Here is an 18,168-nt window from a genome sequence, read left to right on the forward strand (position 1 = left end):
TTTAATAGGTTTTTGATTTCAGCATTGCTTCAAAATACTGAATCAGCAATGTTCTTTCTGCATCAGAGAGATTGGCTTCTTTGTGATAGACAATGTAACCGGGCATTGGCATCGTCTTGTTTTGAATGGTCTGGATAGATTTGCTCAGCATACTCTCTTTCAGCTCCTTATTATAAGTTCCCCAGGCAGAAAAATTGAGGTGTTCCCTGCCTTCGTTAATATGGCTTTTTACAGACCAGGAAATTGGCGCAAAGTAAGCATATTTAGGATAAACCGTTTCATTGGAATGACAGTCGTAGCAGGCTCCTTTTATCAGTACTTTAATCTTTTCCGGGGTCTTTTTTGTATCAACAAAGTTGACGGCTGTATCGACAGGTTTATTTACCCTGTCAATGGGAATAAACTGGATCATTGCAAAAGCGACCAACGTCCAGAATAATACTTTTTTCAACGTCTTCATACCACTATTTTACCGGGGTCAGTACTGCATTTCCGGATTCCGACTTCACTTCTTTACTTACTTCCTTCTGTACGGTTTCTTTTGGCGTTTCCCCGGCAATAGGAACTTCCGCAGGTTTAGGAACATTTCCTTTAGGATTGTCGAGGGTTCTGGTATCTTTCAGGTCCCAGTCTTCCTTGGTTTCCCATAGTGGCCGTACAATAGCTTTTTTGTAGAAAACATAGGAATCTTCGGCATAGGTTTCTTTTTCAAAATCAGCCTCGTCCCAGAATTTATTACCGTTGTTATCCACAAGGATCCGCACGATATATTCGTTCGGTTTCAGAATATCAAATTTTATGCTGTTTCCTTTGGTATATCTTGAATAAATAACTTTATCCGAAGCATCCAGAAGCTGGATCCAGTAATTGGTTTCCGGCGCATTTTGAATGGTAAAGGCAAGGCTTCCGAACTGCTCTACCTTCTCTACCTCAAAATCAAAACGTTTTGACTGTACATTTTTAGTATAGTAGGATGATACTGTTTCTTTCGGAACTGTAAGCTGGTATTTTTTACCCGCTACAAAATCTGAATGAATCTGAATCTGATAAGGATCTGTTTCAGATATTTTTGCGGTAAATTCCTGTGTTGTTAAGCTATCGCTTTTTAAAGTCCATTTCTCAGGACTGATCTTATCGATAATATATCCGGATCTTATCTTAAAATCAGAATTGGGAGCCAGTAGAGGTCCACCATTATCATTTTCAAGATCCATTGCATTTTTCTTATTGTATTTATAGAAAACGGAAACCGTATCCTGCTTGCTGCCGGTATCATAACTGAATTTAAGATTTTCAGTCACAGTCTGCCCTACATCGCTTTTCACAGGATCAAACCATATCTTTACGGTATCGGATTTGGGACGGTGAGTCACTTTGATGTCCTGAAGCTTTTCGTTGATGGATGCCACTTTTACATTCTCAGGATTGCCTTCAAATGTCATGATAACTCCTCCCGGACTTTCTTTCATTTCAACATACTTCAAAGGCTTTTTGGAAGGATATACTTTGAGGTTTAATCCCGAAACAGACTTTTCAACATCTACAGGTTCTTTTTGAAATCCTATTTTTTCTTTTCCCGGATCATAGATGGAATTACCGTTCTCATCTTCAAAGGCAATAATTTTGTACTTTCCGGGGGTAAGGTAATTAAGCTCGTAATAGCCATCCTCATCCACTTTTGTAATATAGTAAGGCTTCTGCTTGTAGTTAATGGTATCCTTTATCTGGTAGAGACCCACAACCAGTTTATTTTCTCCTTCTTTCTTTTTAATGGCTACCGCATCTGATATTTCACCGCTTATATAAAGGTCATCCAGCTTATCTCCTGTTGAAAACGCAAAATTGAAATAACGCAGAATATTAGATTCATTATTATCAGCAATGGAATTCCCAAAATTGAAATTGTAAGTAGTATTCGCCTGAAGGGTATCTTCCCATTGAATCATTACATACTTATTAGCAATATTGGAAGGAAGAATCCGCTTTATATTTTTGATAGGCGGAGATATGATCAGGTTCTTATTAATATCCTTTAAGGTAATATATTCGTCAAAATCCAATCTGAGCTCACGGATATCTCTTTTCACGTTAACTCTTGTGGTATCGATATTCGAGCTTAAAAATTTTGGAGCGATGGTGTCTTTAGGACCACCGACAGGGGCTCCTACTCTTGCGCATGAATGGGCAAGAAAACAGATGACGAATAATAGAAGAAGTCTTTTCATAGATGTTTAAGCAAAATTAAACATTATTCTCCAAAAACTTCATGTCCGGCATTCAAAGTATCTTTATTGTCGTTCATTACACTGTGCAGTTTATCTTTCTGAGCAGGAAAATCCTCGAATAACCCTGATAAAGCAAGGGCTGTATATACTTTACCTGAATATTTATTTCCAATGGCTACGATTGTTACTTTAGACTTCAGAAGATGGGCAAAAACTGAATTGGATCCGTGCCACCAGCCGTTGTGATAAGTAAGCTTCTCCCCGTTGTCAAAGATTTTCATCCTGAAACCAAGTCCGTAATTATTCATTCCTGCTTTTTCATTGCTGTAAGGTGTGAAAACCATCTGCATGAGATCAGGCTTTAAAAATTCTTTTGAAAACATAGCCTTTGAGAAATTATAAAGATCTCTCGGCGTAGTATATACATTTTTATCTCCATAAATAAGATCAAGCCTGTCCAGAGGATACAGCCTGTTTCCGCCGTAATAAAAAGACTGGGCAGCTGTAGGTATATCTTTTTCCTGGAAAATATAGGTATGTTCCATTTTTAAAGGTTTGAACACCATCTCCTGCATGGCCTGCGGAAACGGGGTTTTCGTGATCTTCTCTATGAGTAAAGCTAACATCGCAAAGTTGGTATTGCAATACATAAAACCGGTGTCCGTATCTCTTGCCAGCTCAGGTTTATATTTGATGATCATATTCAGAATATCCTGATTGGTAATAAAAGCCTTTGAAAGCTCTGCCGGGGCCGGTTGTATTTTAGCGATAAAATATTCGTATTTCGGAAGACCGCTTCTCTGGTCAAGTAGGGTCTGTACAGTAACATTCGGATATGGAAATCCCGGAAAATACTGGGTAAGATGGTCGGTCAGTTTAATCTTTCCGGCTTCTACCAATTTCATCATGGCCATTGCCGTCAATGTTTTCGAAACGGAAGCTACATGCAGCGGTGTATTTTTATCAATCTGCATCTGGTTTCCTTCTCTACCGAAACCTCTGTAGTTTTCGTACAGGATTTCATCTCCTTTTGCAACAAGAATTCCTCCGCTAAGGTCGCCTCCTTCCCAGATCTTTTTATAATATTGATCAATGTATCCTGTGAGTATTCCTTTATCTCCAAGCTGGCTGTCTTCCTTGGTAAAAACATTGCTCAGATCTACGTTTCCATAATTCGGAAGATTGGTTGGGTTTTCAGCTGACACTTGTTTACCATCAGCATTTTTTTTACAGGAAATCAGGGATAAAAAAACAGTTACAATAAGTATAAAATTACGCGTCGTCATGAGTATCAAAAAATGAGTGGCAATTTAATAAAACTCAAAATAAATTCTCAGTCCGAAGCTTACATTATGAATTATTTAACATAAAAAAGTGGAAATGGAAAATAATGGGTGGACGAAAAGGCAAAATCGCGAAAAGGTAAAGACTGAGAAGTTAGTAAAAACTAAAGGGCAATAAGCTGCTCCGCTATTTTGCCCTTTTATCTTTTTGCCTCGTTAACAGTATGAGTCTATTATTTTATCTACAATCACCTGTGCCAGTTTTTCTTTACTTTGATGGGTCCATCCGGCAATATGCGGCGTTACGATTGCTTTATCGGATTCCAGGAGGTATTTCAGATCTTCATTTTCTGTTTCCAGATTTTCGAAAGAAGATTTTTCATATTCCAGGACGTCAAGACATGCTGCTTTTACTTTTCCTGACTTCAAAGCCTCAACTAAAGATTTAGTTTCAACATTTTTTCCTCTTGCTGTATTCACAAAGTAAAAGTCTTTTTTCATATCTGAAATAAACTTTTCATCTATAAGATAATGGGTTTCGGAAGTGAGCGGAATATGTAAGCTTAGGATATCCGCAGACCGCTTCAAATCGTCCAGGCTAACCTGCGCAGCATATTCATCGGAAATTCCGGGAAGAATATCATGAAAAATAACTTTACAGCCAAATCCTGAAAATCTTTTCGCCGTAGCCTTTCCCATGTTACCATATCCTATAAGGCCAACTGTTTTTCCCAGAAGTTCATCTCCTCTATTTTCTTCACGAAGCCAAATTCCGTTTTTCACTTCCTGTGAAGCTATAAAAAGACGGTTCATGAGGATCAACAGCATTCCTACCACATGTTCTGCTACTGAATCCCTGTTGCCTTCAGGAGAATTAATCAACTGAATTCCCAGCTGCTCAGCAACAGGAATATCAATATTTTCCATTCCTGCTCCTACTCTTGCAATAAATTTGAGATTTTTCCCTTTCTCCAGAAAGTTTTTATCCAAAGGAATCCTGCTTCTGATGATAATTCCGTCATAGTGTTGAATTTTTTGGCAAACCTCATCGTAGGAAGATGTAAAATCCTCTTCCAGTACAAAATTTTTAGCCAAAAGCTGTTCTGTAATGAGAGGATGGTTTTTATCTAAAAGGAGAATTTTCATTTTTTTTAACACTAATGATACCGATATATATTCTTTAACGCAAAAAACGCAAAGATTTACTTAAATACCTGCTGTTTTTAGGATCACAAAGGCACTAACGTTTAGCAAAGGCGAATCGATTTATTTTTTGTCTTTCTTGGATTCCTTTGTCTCCTCCGGCTCCTGGAATAATTTTTTAAGTTCTACCGATTCAAGAGGCTTCATTCTTCCCGAAAGGATCAGTGACAGCTCTTTTCTTCTGAAAGCAGCAGCATGTCTCAGCTTTTCTTCCTCTGTTTCCGGGATCATATCCGGGATCGGAATAGGACGGTTGAATTCGTCTACCGCCACGAAAGTATAAATTCCTTCGTTGGTATGAACTTTTTTCTGGTTGATGGGATCATCCAGCCATACATCTACATATACTTCCATTGATGTAGAAAATGCTCTTGAAACTTTGGACTCCAGAACTACCACTCCACCTTCAGGGATCGGATGATTGAAAGAAACGTGATTTACAGATGCTGTTACTACTCTTCTTTCACAGTGTCTGGCCGCAGAAATGGAAGCACAACGGTCCATTTTTGCCAGAAGTTCACCTCCGAAAAGGTTTCTTAATGAGTTGGTTTCGTTCGGAAGAACAATATTAGTCATAATGGTCAGGGATTCTGACGCTTTTTTTACTTTTGCCATTGAGTCTTAGTGTTGTTTTGAACTGCCGGAGCGGATTTAATGTCTTTTGCGGCCGGTTTTGACAGGGAATCTTTTTTCAGGGAATCGGAAACAGCTTCTTCCGGGTTGTGAACCATTACTTTTATGGTGTCTTTTACAATTCGGTGTGTTGAAGTCTGCACAGAAACATTATCAAAAGATTTCTTTCCGAATAAAAGCTCTTTTTGGGTAAACGCCAGATACAGAATTCCCAAAACAGGAATAACGAGAAGGAAAATCCAAAGAACAGATTTTTTTAACTTATAATCTTTCTCCCTGCTTTCTGTAGCGCTAACCTTTTCACCGTTATTGATATCCGAGAGCCTGATCTCTTCAAGCCCATAGAAATCCGGATGTCCTGACTCTATTCTTTTCCCTTTAAAATGGGTTTTATCATCTTCAATATGAACTGTCCCAAGATTCTGAATTTCCAGAAACTGATCTGCCTGAAGCTTCTTTTTCCAAAAATCGGTCTGAATTTTCAGATCGCTTCTGGAAGCCTCTAAAGACATCTGCTTTTCTCCTGCTATAAAAGCTGCCAGATCATCAGACTGTATTTCATAATCCACAGCAAAAACAATTTCACTTGCAGGCGGAAGGATGCTTCCGTTCTCGGAATTGATAATTGCTTTGGAATTTTTAAGCGAAAACACACCGAAGCCCGGAACCGTCACAGTTCCAAATTGTTTCAGATATTCTAAAATGTAAGCTGAAATATTCATTTGGCAGCAAATTTATAATTTTTTCGTGACTTTTGGAGACATTTATCGGATATAAAAAAGACTGCCGGAACAGTCTTTTGATTATTCCACACTAAAACAGGAATAGTATTATTTAAACTTTGGCGAAAAGGCGAAAAGACTAAATAGCCAAACTGCATAAGCAAAGAAAGCTGAGAAAGTAAATTAAGCTAATGAATTTATTCTTCTACCTTTTAGCAAATTTGCCTTTTCACTTTTTAGTCTTTTTGCCATCTTAGCATTTATTGGATTTTCCAGCTGATCCCAAACATGAAATTAGTTCCCGCCTGTGAAAAATAATATGGATCTCCACCGTAAACCGCTCCGTTGTTGACATACTTTTTATTAAAGAGGTTATTCACCAGTAATTTTAAAGCGATATCATTATGGGCAATGGTAAACTGATACTGGGCATTGAAATCCGTCAGGAAGTAATCCTTCAGTTGGAGATTCTTATCACCTGTGTTATTCAGATACTGTTTCCCAACATACTGATTCGTTAAAGCAAACAGGAAACTTTTGGAAGGATTAAACTTCAGCCCCAGATTGGCAATGACATTCGGAGAGAATGAAATATCGGTATCACCCAGATTCTGAAGGGCTCCGTTATTTTTAACCTTAAAATCAAGATTTCTGTTCTGGCTTAGGCTGACATTCCCATTCAATTCCCATTGTTTTGAAAGTTTTGCCAACGCTCCGATTTCAATCCCTCTTCTGTAGCTTTTTCCAGAGTTTGTCCGGATAAATGCCCCTACATTATTCAGCTCCCCATTTAATACCAGCTGATTAACATAGTACATATAATATACATTAGCGGTTACTGCAAAAATTCCGAACTGTTTTTCTATTCCGGCTTCAAAGTCATGAAGCTTTTCAGCTTTTACCTCATTATCACTCATGAGGTCGTCCCTGTTCGGCTCACGGTGGGCGTGGGCATACGAAAGGAAAACCTTACCATTTCCGATTTTATAATTCACCCCTGCCTTTGGATTAAAGAAAAGCCAGTTTTTATCAAGATTTCCGCCTTCTCCGTCTCCTGCAGTCAGGATCTTAGTATCATAGTCAATATTTCTGATCTGGAGATCCCCGAAAAATTCGAAATGATCCCCGGTTCGCCACAAAGCTTTTGCAAAACCTGCAAGCTCAGTTTTTACAGAGCGGTTTCTGTAGTATTCATATTCGTTGATCTGGGGAAAATACACTCCAGTAACATTTCCAAAATGTCTTCCGTAATACTGGTTGGCCACGACACCGAAATTAAGATCAACCTGTTCCAGTTTTCCGTAAAGGGTGGAAACTGCACCGTAAAAATCATTATTCAACCATTTTTTCCTGATAAAATCGGTTATATCTACAGGAGATCCGTTTACAATCTGAATCGGCAGATTATAATTGGAGTAATGGGTAGCATCCGCATCGGTTTCATCCACTCTTGTATAGTTTTCGTAATAGCCTTTTCCTTTTGTGTAATGAAGGGTTGTTTCCAGGTTCCAGTTATCACTGAATCTCTGTTCCCATAAAAGCTGGTAATGATTCTGCCGGTAATTATCCGTCTCATTATCATAAAACTTCTCTTCTCCGGTAACCAAATCTGTATATTGTCCTGAATAGTTGAATTTCGGATTGGTTTCCCAGGTTGGTCTGTCGATCCCATTCCATGCCTGGTATGTTTTTTCTCTTCCCCCAAAAGCCATCAGACGAAGTCTTGTTTTACCTTCTTCAAATAATGCAGTGAAGTTATAAGAATCCAGTTTTGAGGAAGCCCGGTCGATATATCCGTCGGAATGAATACGGGTATACCTTCCCATCACCGAAAGCCTGTCTTTCCAGAACTTTCCGGAACCTGCTTCCGCTGAATATTTATAGGTATTAAATGAACCGTAGCTGTCGTCCGTCTTAAAGTACATTTTCTCTTCCGGCTCTTTGGAGATTACATTAATACTTGCCCCGAACGCAGAAACCCCATTATTAGATGTACCAACTCCTCTTTGAATTACGATCTGGGAGGCAGAACTCGTAAGATCCGGAACATTTACAAAAAAAGTCCCCTGACTTTCAGAATCGTTATATGGAACACCATTCATCATCACATTGATCCCTTTCCCTTCCACTCCACGGATCCTGAATCCTGTATATCCAACACCGTTTCCGGCATCAGACGTAGAAATAATTGACGTTTGATTTTTCAAAAGTATCGGAAGGTCCTGTCCCAGATTCCTGCTGTCCACATCTTTCTGTACATTGATAATTTCCTTGGCAACGGGCAATCTTTTGGTAAAATTGACCGCTTCAATTTCCCTGATTTTCAGAGAATCCTTGTTTTGGGCCTGGATGAAGGCTGTAGCGCCTACGGTAAGCCCTAAAAAAAATAATCCTTTCATTCTATAAATCTTTAAAATTTAATGAATAAAAGGGGCAGATTATGATGAGTTATCAGTAAATGGTAATAAGTAATATTTTGAGAATTACTCATCTCTCATTACCTATTGCTCATTTTTAATTTCCCTAAACAGCATTATCCGTTCCAGGTTCATTGGGTATAATCTCAGCCTGTTAAAGCACCCCTTTATTTCAGCCGCAAAATTACGAAAAAAATGTGACATGGGGATTTTAGGTTTCGGGGTACTTAGTTGTGGGGTGTTAGATATTTTTATAACAATTAAATATAAATAAGCAGTTTTAAAAACCTCTCCATTAAGTTTTAAGCTTACTGCTTATAGCCTACAGCCTTTAATAAGTCTTATTTCTTGCATCAATATAATAGTAGTTCTTTCCGTCTTTTGTTACTTCAAACATTCTTCCCAGTTTCCAGGTAAAGTTTCTTTTTATATTGGAATACTCAAAAGGAACGATCACTTTGTTGTTGACATCAATGACCCCGAATCTGTCATTATGAGAAGCTACAATCATTGGATTTGCCACATCATCACCCTCCATAATATATAAATACTGATATTGCGGATAAATCTGATAATCCCTGTAATCTGCCGCATTTACAAATCTGGATTTTTCAATAATCCCATAAAACCCGTTCAGGACATAAGCCTGGTAAAGCTGCTGCTTATAATTATCAGACTTACACTTCCCAAGGTCTGAATCTTTGAACTGATAAACTCTTTTTCCAGCCTTATTGATCCGGTAAGAAATCATATCTTTTTCTACAGTAGCATATTCATCTGTCCCGAATTTTCTTACTTTCTCGTTGGGAGAATTCAAAAGATTACAGTCTTCATAAAAAAAGACAGCAATATGATATTCAGGCTTGATAATAAATTTTCCGTTCTGATTGACATATCCGAATTTCCCATCTTCCTTTTTGGGAATCAGCACCGGAAGTTCCTGATGGATCACCACAAGATCCGGATTAGGCTTAACTTCGGGAGATGCCTTTTTTACAGTAGTTTTCGTCACATTTTTTATAGGTAGTTTCTTCATAGATTTCGTCTGTGAAAAAACGAAAAACGAAATAAATACACCTAAAAAATTCAGTACATTTTTCATATTCATCATTTGCCTGCAAAATTACGGCCAAAAATAGAAATTATCAAATTCATATTTATAAAGAATCTAAATAATTTCATCTTATAAAATACTAAATTTTCGTACTTTTGGGAACCTTTTTAATTGTTTGATAATTAACGAATATTATCTCACACTAACAAAAAAAGGGGTAGATTATACTGACTTTACTCCTCTTAATTGCTTTCGAAAATAGCATTATCGTATTGTAACAGGCTGATAAAGACACAGTGCTAACAAAACATTTTATTAATCTACATTTTAAATTGAAAGATTTCTATTATTATGAGTATTTATAAGGATTACATCAAAGAGATTGAAGAAAGAAAAAACCAGGGGCTTCATCCAAAGCCAATTGACAGTGCTGAATTATTAAGCGAAATTATTACGCAGATTAAAGACTCTGGTAATGCAGACCGACCGGACTCTCTTAAATTTTTCATTTACAACACACTACCCGGAACTACAAGCGCTGCAGGCGTAAAAGCTGAATTTTTAAAAGAGATCATTCTTGGTGAATCCAAAGTAGAAGAAATATCACCGGCATATGCCTTTGAACTATTGTCTCACATGAAAGGAGGTCCTTCTATCAGAGTATTGCTAGATCTGGCTTTAGGTAACGATATCTCAATTGCCAAAGAAGCGGCTAATGTCCTTAAAACTCAGGTTTTCCTTTACGAAGCCGATACCAACCGTCTGAAAGAAGTATTCAACAGCGGTAACGAAATCGCAAAAGATATTATTGAAAGCTACGCAAAAGCAGAATTTTTCACTAAACTGCCGGATATTGCAGAAGAAATTAAAGTAGTTACATTCATTGCAGGGGAAGGAGACATCTCAACAGATTTACTTTCCCCGGGTAACCAGGCCCACTCAAGATCAGACCGTGAGCTTCATGGTAAATGTATGATCACGCCTCAGGCACAGGAAGAAATCAAAGCGCTTCAGGCACAGCATCCTGACAAAAGTGTAATGCTGATTGCAGAGAAAGGTACAATGGGAGTAGGTTCATCCAGAATGTCAGGAGTAAACAACGTGGCTCTTTGGACAGGAAAGCAGGCAAGCCCGTATATTCCGTTTGTAAACATTGCTCCGATCGTTGGAGGAACCAACGGTATCTCTCCGATTTTCCTTACTACAGTAGACGTAACCGGAGGTATTGGTATTGACCTTAAAAACTGGGTTAAAAAGCTTGACGAAAACGGCAATCCTCTTCGTAATGAAAATGGCGATATCGTTCTTGAAGAAGCATATTCTGTAGCTACCGGAACCGTTCTAACCATTAATACAAAAACAAAAAAACTATATAACGGCGACCAGGAGCTGATTGATATTTCAAAGGCATTCACTCCTCAGAAAATGGAATTCATCAAAGCCGGCGGATCTTATGCCATTGTATTTGGTAAAAAACTGCAGACATTTGCAGCAAAACTTTTAGGAATTGAAACTCCTGCTGTTTTTGCCCCTTCAAAAGAAATTTCCCACGAAGGTCAGGGACTTACAGCTGTGGAAAAAATATTCAACAAAAATGCTGTTGGAACAACACCTGGAAAAGTTCTACATGCCGGTTCAGACGTTCGTGTACAGGTAAATATTGTTGGATCTCAGGATACAACAGGACTGATGACTGCTCAGGAACTTGAATCTATGGCTGCAACCGTAATTTCTCCGATCGTTGACGGCGCATACCAATCAGGATGTCACACCGCTTCAGTATGGGATAAAAAAGCACAGGCAAACATTCCTAAGCTGATGAAATTCATGAATGAGTTCGGCTTGATTACAGCCCGTGACCCGAAAGGTGAATATCATGCTATGACCGACGTAATTCACAAAGTTCTTAATGATATCACTATAGACGAGTGGGCCATCATCATTGGCGGTGACTCCCATACAAGAATGTCAAAAGGAGTTGCTTTTGGAGCTGACTCCGGAACCGTTGCCCTGGCATTGGCTACAGGTGAAGCATCTATGCCTATTCCTGAATCTGTAAAAGTAACCTTCAAAGGGAATATGAAAGAACACATGGATTTCCGTGATGTTGTTCATGCTACACAGGCTCAGATGCTTAAGCAGTTCGGAGGAGAAAACGTATTCCAGGGAAGAATCATTGAGGTTCACATTGGAACACTTCCGGCTGACCAGGCATTTACCTTTACAGACTGGACGGCAGAAATGAAGGCTAAAGCTTCTATCAATATTTCTGAAGACAATACATTAATTGAATCTTTGGAAATTGCCAAAAGCAGAATCCAGATCATGATTGATAAAGGTATGGATAACCACAATCAGGTTCTTCAGGGATTAATCGATAAAGCTAATAAGAGAATTGCAGAGATCAGGTCTGGTGAAAAGCCGGCTTTAACTCCGGATTCAAACGCGAAATATTATGCAGAAGTAGTCGTTGATCTTGATGCCATCGTTGAACCGATGATTGCTGACCCGGATGTAAACAACGAAGACGTTTCCAAAAGATATACCCATGATACCATCAGAGACCTTTCTTATTATGCAGGTGAGAAAAAAGTAGATCTTGGATTTGTCGGATCTTGTATGGTTCACAAAGGAGATTTAAAGATTGTTTCCCAGATGCTTAAAAACATTGAAAAACAACAAGGTAAAGTTGAATTCAACGCTCCTCTTGTAGTAGCGGCTCCAACTTATAATATCATTGATGAGTTAAAAGCTGAAGGAGACTGGGAATTTTTAGAAAAATATTCAGGTTTCGAATTTGACGATAATGCTCCTAAAGGTGAAGCGCGTGTTGAATACAAAAACATGATGTACCTGGAGCGCCCCGGCTGCAACCTTTGTATGGGTAACCAGGAAAAAGCGGCAAAAGGAGACACTGTACTGGCTACCTCAACCCGTCTTTTCCAGGGAAGAGTTGTTGAAGATTCCGAACGTAAAAAAGGAGAATCTTTACTGGCTTCAACTCCTGTTGTTGTACTATCTGCCATTATTGGAAGAATTCCTAATATAGATGAATACAAAGCTGCGGTTGAAGGCATTGACCTTACTAAATTTGCTCCTCCTATTAAAGAATTGGTTCAGGTTGGTCATTAACAGAGCTTAAAGATAAGTCCTCGGACTATTTTAAATTATATAATTGAAAGATTTTAGTCCTGCGGAATTTAAAATCTTTCAATTTTTGTTTAGAATCTTTCCATTTAAGGCTGGTTAAGAATTATTTAAGATAAAAGAAATAAAACAAATTCCAATTTTTTCTTAACTTGATAGACGGAAAATATCCTGACCATTGTTCAGAACAATCCCTTTAATAGATTGAAGGAACAGAATTTGATGAAATGTAAAGGTCTATTTTTCCGGAAAAAGAGGAAAGTATATTTAAAAGAAGAAAAATTAAATTAAGATATGACTTTTGATATTGATATGATCAAAAAAGTGTACGAGCGTTACCCGGAAAGAATTGCTGCGGCAAGACAAGTCGTGGGAAAACCGCTTACACTTTCAGAAAAAATCCTTTACACTCACCTGTGGGAAGGAAATGCTACACAGGCACATGAGAGAGGAAACTCTTACGTAGATTTCGCACCGGACAGAGTGGCCATGCAGGATGCTACTGCGCAAATGGCGCTTTTACAGTTCATGCAGGCAGGAAAAGCTAAAGTAGCTGTTCCGTCCACCGCTCACGCCGATCACCTGATCCAGGCAAGAGTAGGTGCTGAAGCAGATTTACAGGAAGGTATCAACAAAAACTCGGAAGTATTCAACTTTCTGAGTTCTGTTTGTGATAAATATGGAATCGGTTTCTGGAAACCAGGAGCCGGAATCATTCACCAGGTTGTACTGGAGAACTATGCATTCCCGGGAGGTATGATGATTGGTACCGACTCTCATACCGTAAACGCAGGTGGTCTGGGAATGGTAGCTATCGGTGTTGGTGGTGCTGATGCCGTAGATGTAATGGCCGGAATGGCATGGGAGCTTAAAATGCCAAAGCTTATCGGGGTAAAATTAACCGGTAAAATGAACGGATGGACTTCTGCAAAAGACGTCATCCTGAAAGTGGCAGGAATCCTTACCGTAAAAGGCGGAACAGGATGTATCGTGGAATATTTCGGTGAAGGAGCAGAATCTCTTTCAGCAACAGGTAAAGGAACCATCTGCAACATGGGTGCTGAAATCGGGGCAACCACTTCTACTTTCGGATACGATGATTCCATGAGAAGATACCTCGCTGCAACAGGAAGACAGGATGTAGTAGATGCTGCCGATAAAATCGCAGAACACCTGACAGGTGATGCTGAAGTATATGCAAATCCTGAACAATATTTTGATCAGTTAATAGAAATCAACCTTTCTGAACTGACTCCTCACTTAAACGGACCTTTTACTCCGGACCTTGCTACCCCTGTAGCAGAATTCAGAGCTAAAGCTGAAGCCAACGGATGGCCGCTTGAGGTGGAATGGGCATTGATCGGGTCTTGTACCAACTCTTCTTATGAAGATTTATCAAGAGCCGCTTCCATCGTTGAAGATGCAGTGGCAAAGGGCGTGAAGCCAAAAGCAATTTTAGGAATTAACCCTGGTTCAGAACAGGTAAAATTCACAGCAGAAAGAGACGGATTCTTAAATTCTTTCAGAAAATTTGAAAATGCCAGAATCTTTACCAATGCCTGCGGACCTTGTATCGGACAATGGGACAGAGAAGGAGCGGACAAAGGAGAGAAAAACTCTATCATTCACTCTTTCAACAGAAACTTTGCCAAAAGAGCTGACGGTAACCCGAATACACACGCATTCGTAGCATCTCCGGAAATGGTAGCTGCAGTAGCAATTTCAGGAAGATTGGATTTCAATCCGATTACAGATACTTTAACTGCCGAAAATGGTGAGCAGGTAAAATTAGACGAACCTAAAGGCTCTGAACTTCCTGCAAGAGGTTTCGCAGTTGATGATAACGGATACCAGGCACCATCTGAGGACGGTTCTTCTGTTGTTGTGAAGGTAAGTCCCACTTCGGACAGACTTCAGTTACTGGAAGAATTCCCTGCATGGGACGGTAAGAACATTGAAGGCGCTAAGGTACTGATCAAGGCCTTCGGAAAATGTACTACCGACCATATTTCTATGGCGGGACCATGGCTGAAATATAGAGGTCATCTTGACAATATTTCAAACAACATGCTGATTGGAGCTGTCAATGCCTACAACATGGAAACCAACCGCGTTAAAAATGAATTAACGGGTGAATATGGTGAAGTTCCGGCTGTACAGAGAGCTTATAAAGCCGCAGGAATTCCTACCATCGTTGTTGGAGACCAGAATTATGGTGAAGGTTCTTCAAGAGAGCATGCAGCAATGGAACCAAGACATTTAGGTGTAAAAGCAGTATTGGTAAAATCATTCGCGAGAATCCACGAAACCAACCTTAAAAAACAAGGAATGTTGGGAATCACTTTCGCTAATGAAGCTGATTATGATAAAATCCAGGAAGATGACACCGTTAATTTCTTAGATCTTGACCAGTTTGCACCGGGAAAACAACTGACTTTAGAATTCGTTCATGCTGACGGAACTAAAGACATCATTATGGCCAATCATACTTACAACGATCAGCAGATCGATTGGTTTAAGGCTGGTTCTGCCCTTAACCTGATTAAAAAACAACAGAATTAATTGTTAGAATAATTAATCATAGAAAAGCGGCTTCCTTCGGAAGCCGCTTTTTATTTTAGCCTGTTTCTAAAATTTAAACTCTATCCTTGCAAAAAGGAAACGCCCACCAATCCCATACTGGGAAACCTGTCTGGAATACACAAACTGATTATCCGCGGTCAAAGAGCTGATATTCGGACTTTTCGACGGAAGAATATTGAAGATATTATTACTTCCTACTGTTGCTGAGATATTTTTATTAAAATCATAACCTACGGAAAGGTCCGTTACAAAACGTTCATTCAATATAAAATGCTCTCTGTTTTCAGTAACTCCGTCAAAGTTGGCATCCAGCACATCAGCATCCGTCACTTTTCCGAAATAGGAATTTCTAAGGGAAACTGTAAGCGCGGCAAGCCTCAGGGTATTGGCAAGTGTAGCTTTTATGCGGGGTACAGCTTCTTCAAAGTAGACTCTGTTGGGTTCGGAAAAATAATTATTAATCTGGCTCACCAGTTTAGGTGAAGCATGAATATCCCCGATCCTTCTGGTTTGGTTAAGATTAAGTCCCAGATTATTTTCCAGGGATATCCCTTCTGAGATCCTTGAATTCTGGGAAATCGTAATATCTAATCCTTTTGTCTGTGAATCCACTGCATTGGCAAAGAAATTGGCAGCACTGGCTCTTGCAAGGTCAAAGGCACTTTGCAGCACCTGATCATCAGGAGTATTAACTGTTTCCGGACGGTAGAATAAATCCGTAAGCACTACTCTGTCCTTGATCTTTATAAGATAAGCATCTGCTGTAAACACCAAGCTCAAAGACGGAATCTTCCAGGTAATTCCTGTGCTGTAAGATTGTGAAGTTTCCTGCTTCAGTTTTGGAATTCCTAATGCCTGGGCTGCTTCGGAATTATTCCTGAAAGTTCCTACCTGTGTTGTTTGCCCCTTCTGAATCAGTGTAGACGTAGAACTATAGTAAATCTGAGCCAAAGAAGGTGCTCTGAATCCTGTAGAAACCGCTCCTCTCAAATTGAAGTTTTTAGCCAGCTTCACATTGGTGGCCAGCTTATAATTGAAGGTAGAACCGAAATCTGAATAATTCTCGAAACGTACCGCTCCTTCCAACAGCCACCAATCCGTTGGTTCAATTTCAACATCGGCATATGCTGCGACACTGTTTCTGCTTCCGGAAACCGCATTATCAGGACTAAATCCTGGAAAAACCTGTGATCCGGCAGGCCTTACAACACCAAAGAAGTCCGTTACCTTTTCATTGTCTGGTGTTGCGGCAGTTACCACACGGCCAAAGATATCATAGGAAACATAGGAGTTTTCATTACCAGCATTTACTTTATAGTTTTCATAACGGTATTCCCCTCCAAAGGCTATGTTCAGACCATGAAGTACATCATATTTTTTTGAGAAATCAAGATTCAGAGTATTTTGTAAAAATTCTGAGCCTCCTGCTTCAAATGTTCTTGGGGAATTCTCGACCAAGGAGGCATTAAATGTATTCACCACCCCAAAATTAAAGGCATTCTTTCCGAAAGTATTGCTCAGATCCACATTCCAGCCGTTCCATTTTCCTTTGATCCCTCCGGCTAAGGAATAATCATTCACACTGGCTTCAATTTGCGGAAGATACCCATTAGAGGTAACAGCATTGATATTTCTTTCTGTGTTTGGCAGACGGTAAAATCCTCCTGCATTTCCTAATCGGTAACTGTAGCCTCCGAATGAGTATACTTTCCAGTCTTCATTCACCGGAATTTCAGAGTTGAAAAATAGCTGTGCGGACTGCAGCTTAGACTGTCCTGCTCTTAAACTGAAATCCTTTCTTTCCAAACCCCTGTATGTAAGCTCCTGATCAGTAAAATCTCTTCTCAGCAAACCTTGTAATGCTGCTATACTGTTAGCTCCTGATATCTGATCCTTGAAATCCTGTGAAAAATAGCCAACCTGTGAGGCATACTGCCTAACCGTATTGATAATTTGCTGGGTATTAGGAGTATTGGTAATATTCTTATACAGTCCATCAATATTGACTCCATTCTGCAATGCCCTGTAATTAATAGCATTATAGGCATTAAAAATATCGCCCTGACGGACACCAGCTCTTGAATAAGGATCTCTATACTGTACGGAACCTGTTACATTAATAAATCCTTTCTCCCCGATCTTTGCCCCATAGTTAAGATCTGCAGAAATCGTCTGCCCATCTACTCCTCCTGAGAAATTATTGGCAACCGGTGAAGCATATCCTCCTAAAAACACCTGTCCTGAAAGACCAAGCCTTTTCTTTAAACCTAAATTCACGACTCCTGCAATAGCGTCAGAACCATATTGAGCAGAAGCTCCGTCTCTCAGAACCTCTATTTTCTCTAAAGCAAAAGCCGGAATTGCGTTAAGATCCGTTCCTACCGAACCTCTTCCCGGAGTCAGGGTAACATTGATCAGCGAGGACTGGTATCTTCTTTTCCCGTTAAGCAATACCAGCACCTGGTCCGGGCCAAGTCCTCTTAGAAGGGCAGGATCCACAAAATCGGTTCCGTCATTCACCGTATGCGATGTGGAAGAAAATGAAGGCACTACGTAGTTAAGCGCCTGGCTTATGTTATTCACAGGACTTTGTCTCAGAATTTTAGAAATATTGATGATATCTACCGGAACCGGAGTTTCTGTAAGTGACCTTCCTGCCCCTCTGGACCCAAGGATCACCACATCATCGATCTTCTTGGAAGATACGGAATCCGTCTGCCCGAAATAAAATGCTGAAATAAAAGTAGCTGATGCTATAATTGTTTTTTTGTTAAAATTGTACATGTGTTTTTTATTTTTTGATTACTGATTGTGGGTTAATTTCAGGCAATAGAATTCCTGCAACCTTTATTTAAGGTTACGGTTAAAAGCCTGAATGATTGAATTATTTTTTAAAGAAGT

General features: G+C 39.4%; 11 protein-coding genes. 2 read left to right on the plus strand and 9 right to left on the minus strand.

Annotated elements, in window-relative coordinates:
• Nucleotide 1: 1 nt before the first annotated feature.
• From ACM40_RS00360 to ACM40_RS00395, 8 genes are all read right to left on the minus strand, one after another.
• Nucleotides 2-460: a heme-binding domain-containing protein gene (locus tag ACM40_RS00360; RefSeq protein ID WP_048500900.1), complete on the minus strand. Its 459-nt coding sequence runs from the start codon at nt 458-460 to the stop codon at nt 2-4.
• A gap of 4 nt (nt 461-464) precedes the next feature.
• Nucleotides 465-2,225, minus strand: coding sequence for an Ig-like domain-containing protein (locus ACM40_RS00365; protein WP_048500901.1), 1,761 nt, complete (start codon nt 2,223-2,225; stop codon nt 465-467).
• 23 nt (nt 2,226-2,248) lie between these two features.
• Nucleotides 2,249-3,511: a serine hydrolase domain-containing protein gene (locus ACM40_RS00370; RefSeq protein ID WP_048500902.1), complete on the minus strand. Its 1,263-nt coding sequence runs from the start codon at nt 3,509-3,511 to the stop codon at nt 2,249-2,251.
• 213 nt (nt 3,512-3,724) lie between these two features.
• Nucleotides 3,725-4,654: a 2-hydroxyacid dehydrogenase gene (locus tag ACM40_RS00375; protein ID WP_048501667.1), complete on the minus strand. Its 930-nt coding sequence runs from the start codon at nt 4,652-4,654 to the stop codon at nt 3,725-3,727.
• Between the two features lie 120 nt (nt 4,655-4,774).
• The gene (locus ACM40_RS00380) at nt 4,775-5,326 is read right to left on the minus strand and encodes an acyl-CoA thioesterase (RefSeq protein WP_048500903.1); all 552 of its coding nucleotides are present in this window, start codon (nt 5,324-5,326) and stop codon (nt 4,775-4,777) included.
• Complete coding sequence (locus ACM40_RS00385) at nt 5,314-6,066, minus strand: hypothetical protein (RefSeq protein ID WP_048500904.1); 753 nt, start codon at nt 6,064-6,066, stop codon at nt 5,314-5,316. Before ACM40_RS00385 ends, ACM40_RS00380 begins: the two co-directional genes overlap by 13 nt.
• Before the next feature lie 260 nt (nt 6,067-6,326).
• Entirely contained in the window at nt 6,327-8,465 is a 2,139-nt protein-coding gene (locus ACM40_RS00390) for a TonB-dependent receptor (RefSeq protein ID WP_048500905.1), read from the minus strand.
• Between the two features lie 349 nt (nt 8,466-8,814).
• The gene (locus ACM40_RS00395) at nt 8,815-9,519 is read right to left on the minus strand and encodes a WG repeat-containing protein (RefSeq protein WP_228376111.1); all 705 of its coding nucleotides are present in this window, start codon (nt 9,517-9,519) and stop codon (nt 8,815-8,817) included.
• A gap of 369 nt (nt 9,520-9,888) precedes the next feature.
• On the opposite strand from ACM40_RS00395, the gene ACM40_RS00400 reads away from it, so the two are divergent.
• The gene (locus ACM40_RS00400) at nt 9,889-12,669 is read left to right on the plus strand and encodes a bifunctional aconitate hydratase 2/2-methylisocitrate dehydratase (protein ID WP_048500906.1); all 2,781 of its coding nucleotides are present in this window, start codon (nt 9,889-9,891) and stop codon (nt 12,667-12,669) included.
• A gap of 309 nt (nt 12,670-12,978) precedes the next feature.
• Nucleotides 12,979-15,246, plus strand: a complete 2,268-nt coding sequence (locus tag ACM40_RS00405) for an aconitate hydratase (RefSeq protein WP_048500907.1) — start codon at nt 12,979-12,981, stop codon at nt 15,244-15,246.
• Nucleotides 15,247-15,312: 66 nt separating this feature from the next.
• Here the strand turns inward: ACM40_RS00405 and ACM40_RS00410 are convergent, their stop codons facing one another.
• On the minus strand, nt 15,313-18,051 hold the full coding sequence (locus tag ACM40_RS00410) for a TonB-dependent receptor plug domain-containing protein (protein ID WP_048500908.1): 2,739 nt from the start codon (nt 18,049-18,051) through the stop codon (nt 15,313-15,315).
• Nucleotides 18,052-18,168: the final 117 nt, after the last annotated feature.

It is taken from the genome of Chryseobacterium sp. BLS98, assembly GCF_001045445.1.
Taxonomy (GTDB): domain Bacteria; phylum Bacteroidota; class Bacteroidia; order Flavobacteriales; family Weeksellaceae; genus Chryseobacterium.

Coding starts and splice junctions, on each gene's coding strand:
- ACM40_RS00360 (WP_048500900.1), bottom strand. CDS start 460: ATGAAGACGTTGAAAAAAGTATTATTCTGGACGTTGGTCGCTTTTGCA.
- ACM40_RS00365 (WP_048500901.1), bottom strand. CDS start 2,225: ATGAAAAGACTTCTTCTATTATTCGTCATCTGTTTTCTTGCCCATTCA.
- ACM40_RS00370 (WP_048500902.1), bottom strand. CDS start 3,511: ATGACGACGCGTAATTTTATACTTATTGTAACTGTTTTTTTATCCCTG.
- ACM40_RS00375 (WP_048501667.1), bottom strand. CDS start 4,654: ATGAAAATTCTCCTTTTAGATAAAAACCATCCTCTCATTACAGAACAG.
- ACM40_RS00380 (WP_048500903.1), bottom strand. CDS start 5,326: ATGGCAAAAGTAAAAAAAGCGTCAGAATCCCTGACCATTATGACTAAT.
- ACM40_RS00385 (WP_048500904.1), bottom strand. CDS start 6,066: ATGAATATTTCAGCTTACATTTTAGAATATCTGAAACAATTTGGAACT.
- ACM40_RS00390 (WP_048500905.1), bottom strand. CDS start 8,465: ATGAAAGGATTATTTTTTTTAGGGCTTACCGTAGGCGCTACAGCCTTC.
- ACM40_RS00395 (WP_228376111.1), bottom strand. CDS start 9,519: ATGAAGAAACTACCTATAAAAAATGTGACGAAAACTACTGTAAAAAAG.
- ACM40_RS00400 (WP_048500906.1), top strand. CDS start 9,889: ATGAGTATTTATAAGGATTACATCAAAGAGATTGAAGAAAGAAAAAAC.
- ACM40_RS00405 (WP_048500907.1), top strand. CDS start 12,979: ATGACTTTTGATATTGATATGATCAAAAAAGTGTACGAGCGTTACCCG.
- ACM40_RS00410 (WP_048500908.1), bottom strand. CDS start 18,051: ATGTACAATTTTAACAAAAAAACAATTATAGCATCAGCTACTTTTATT.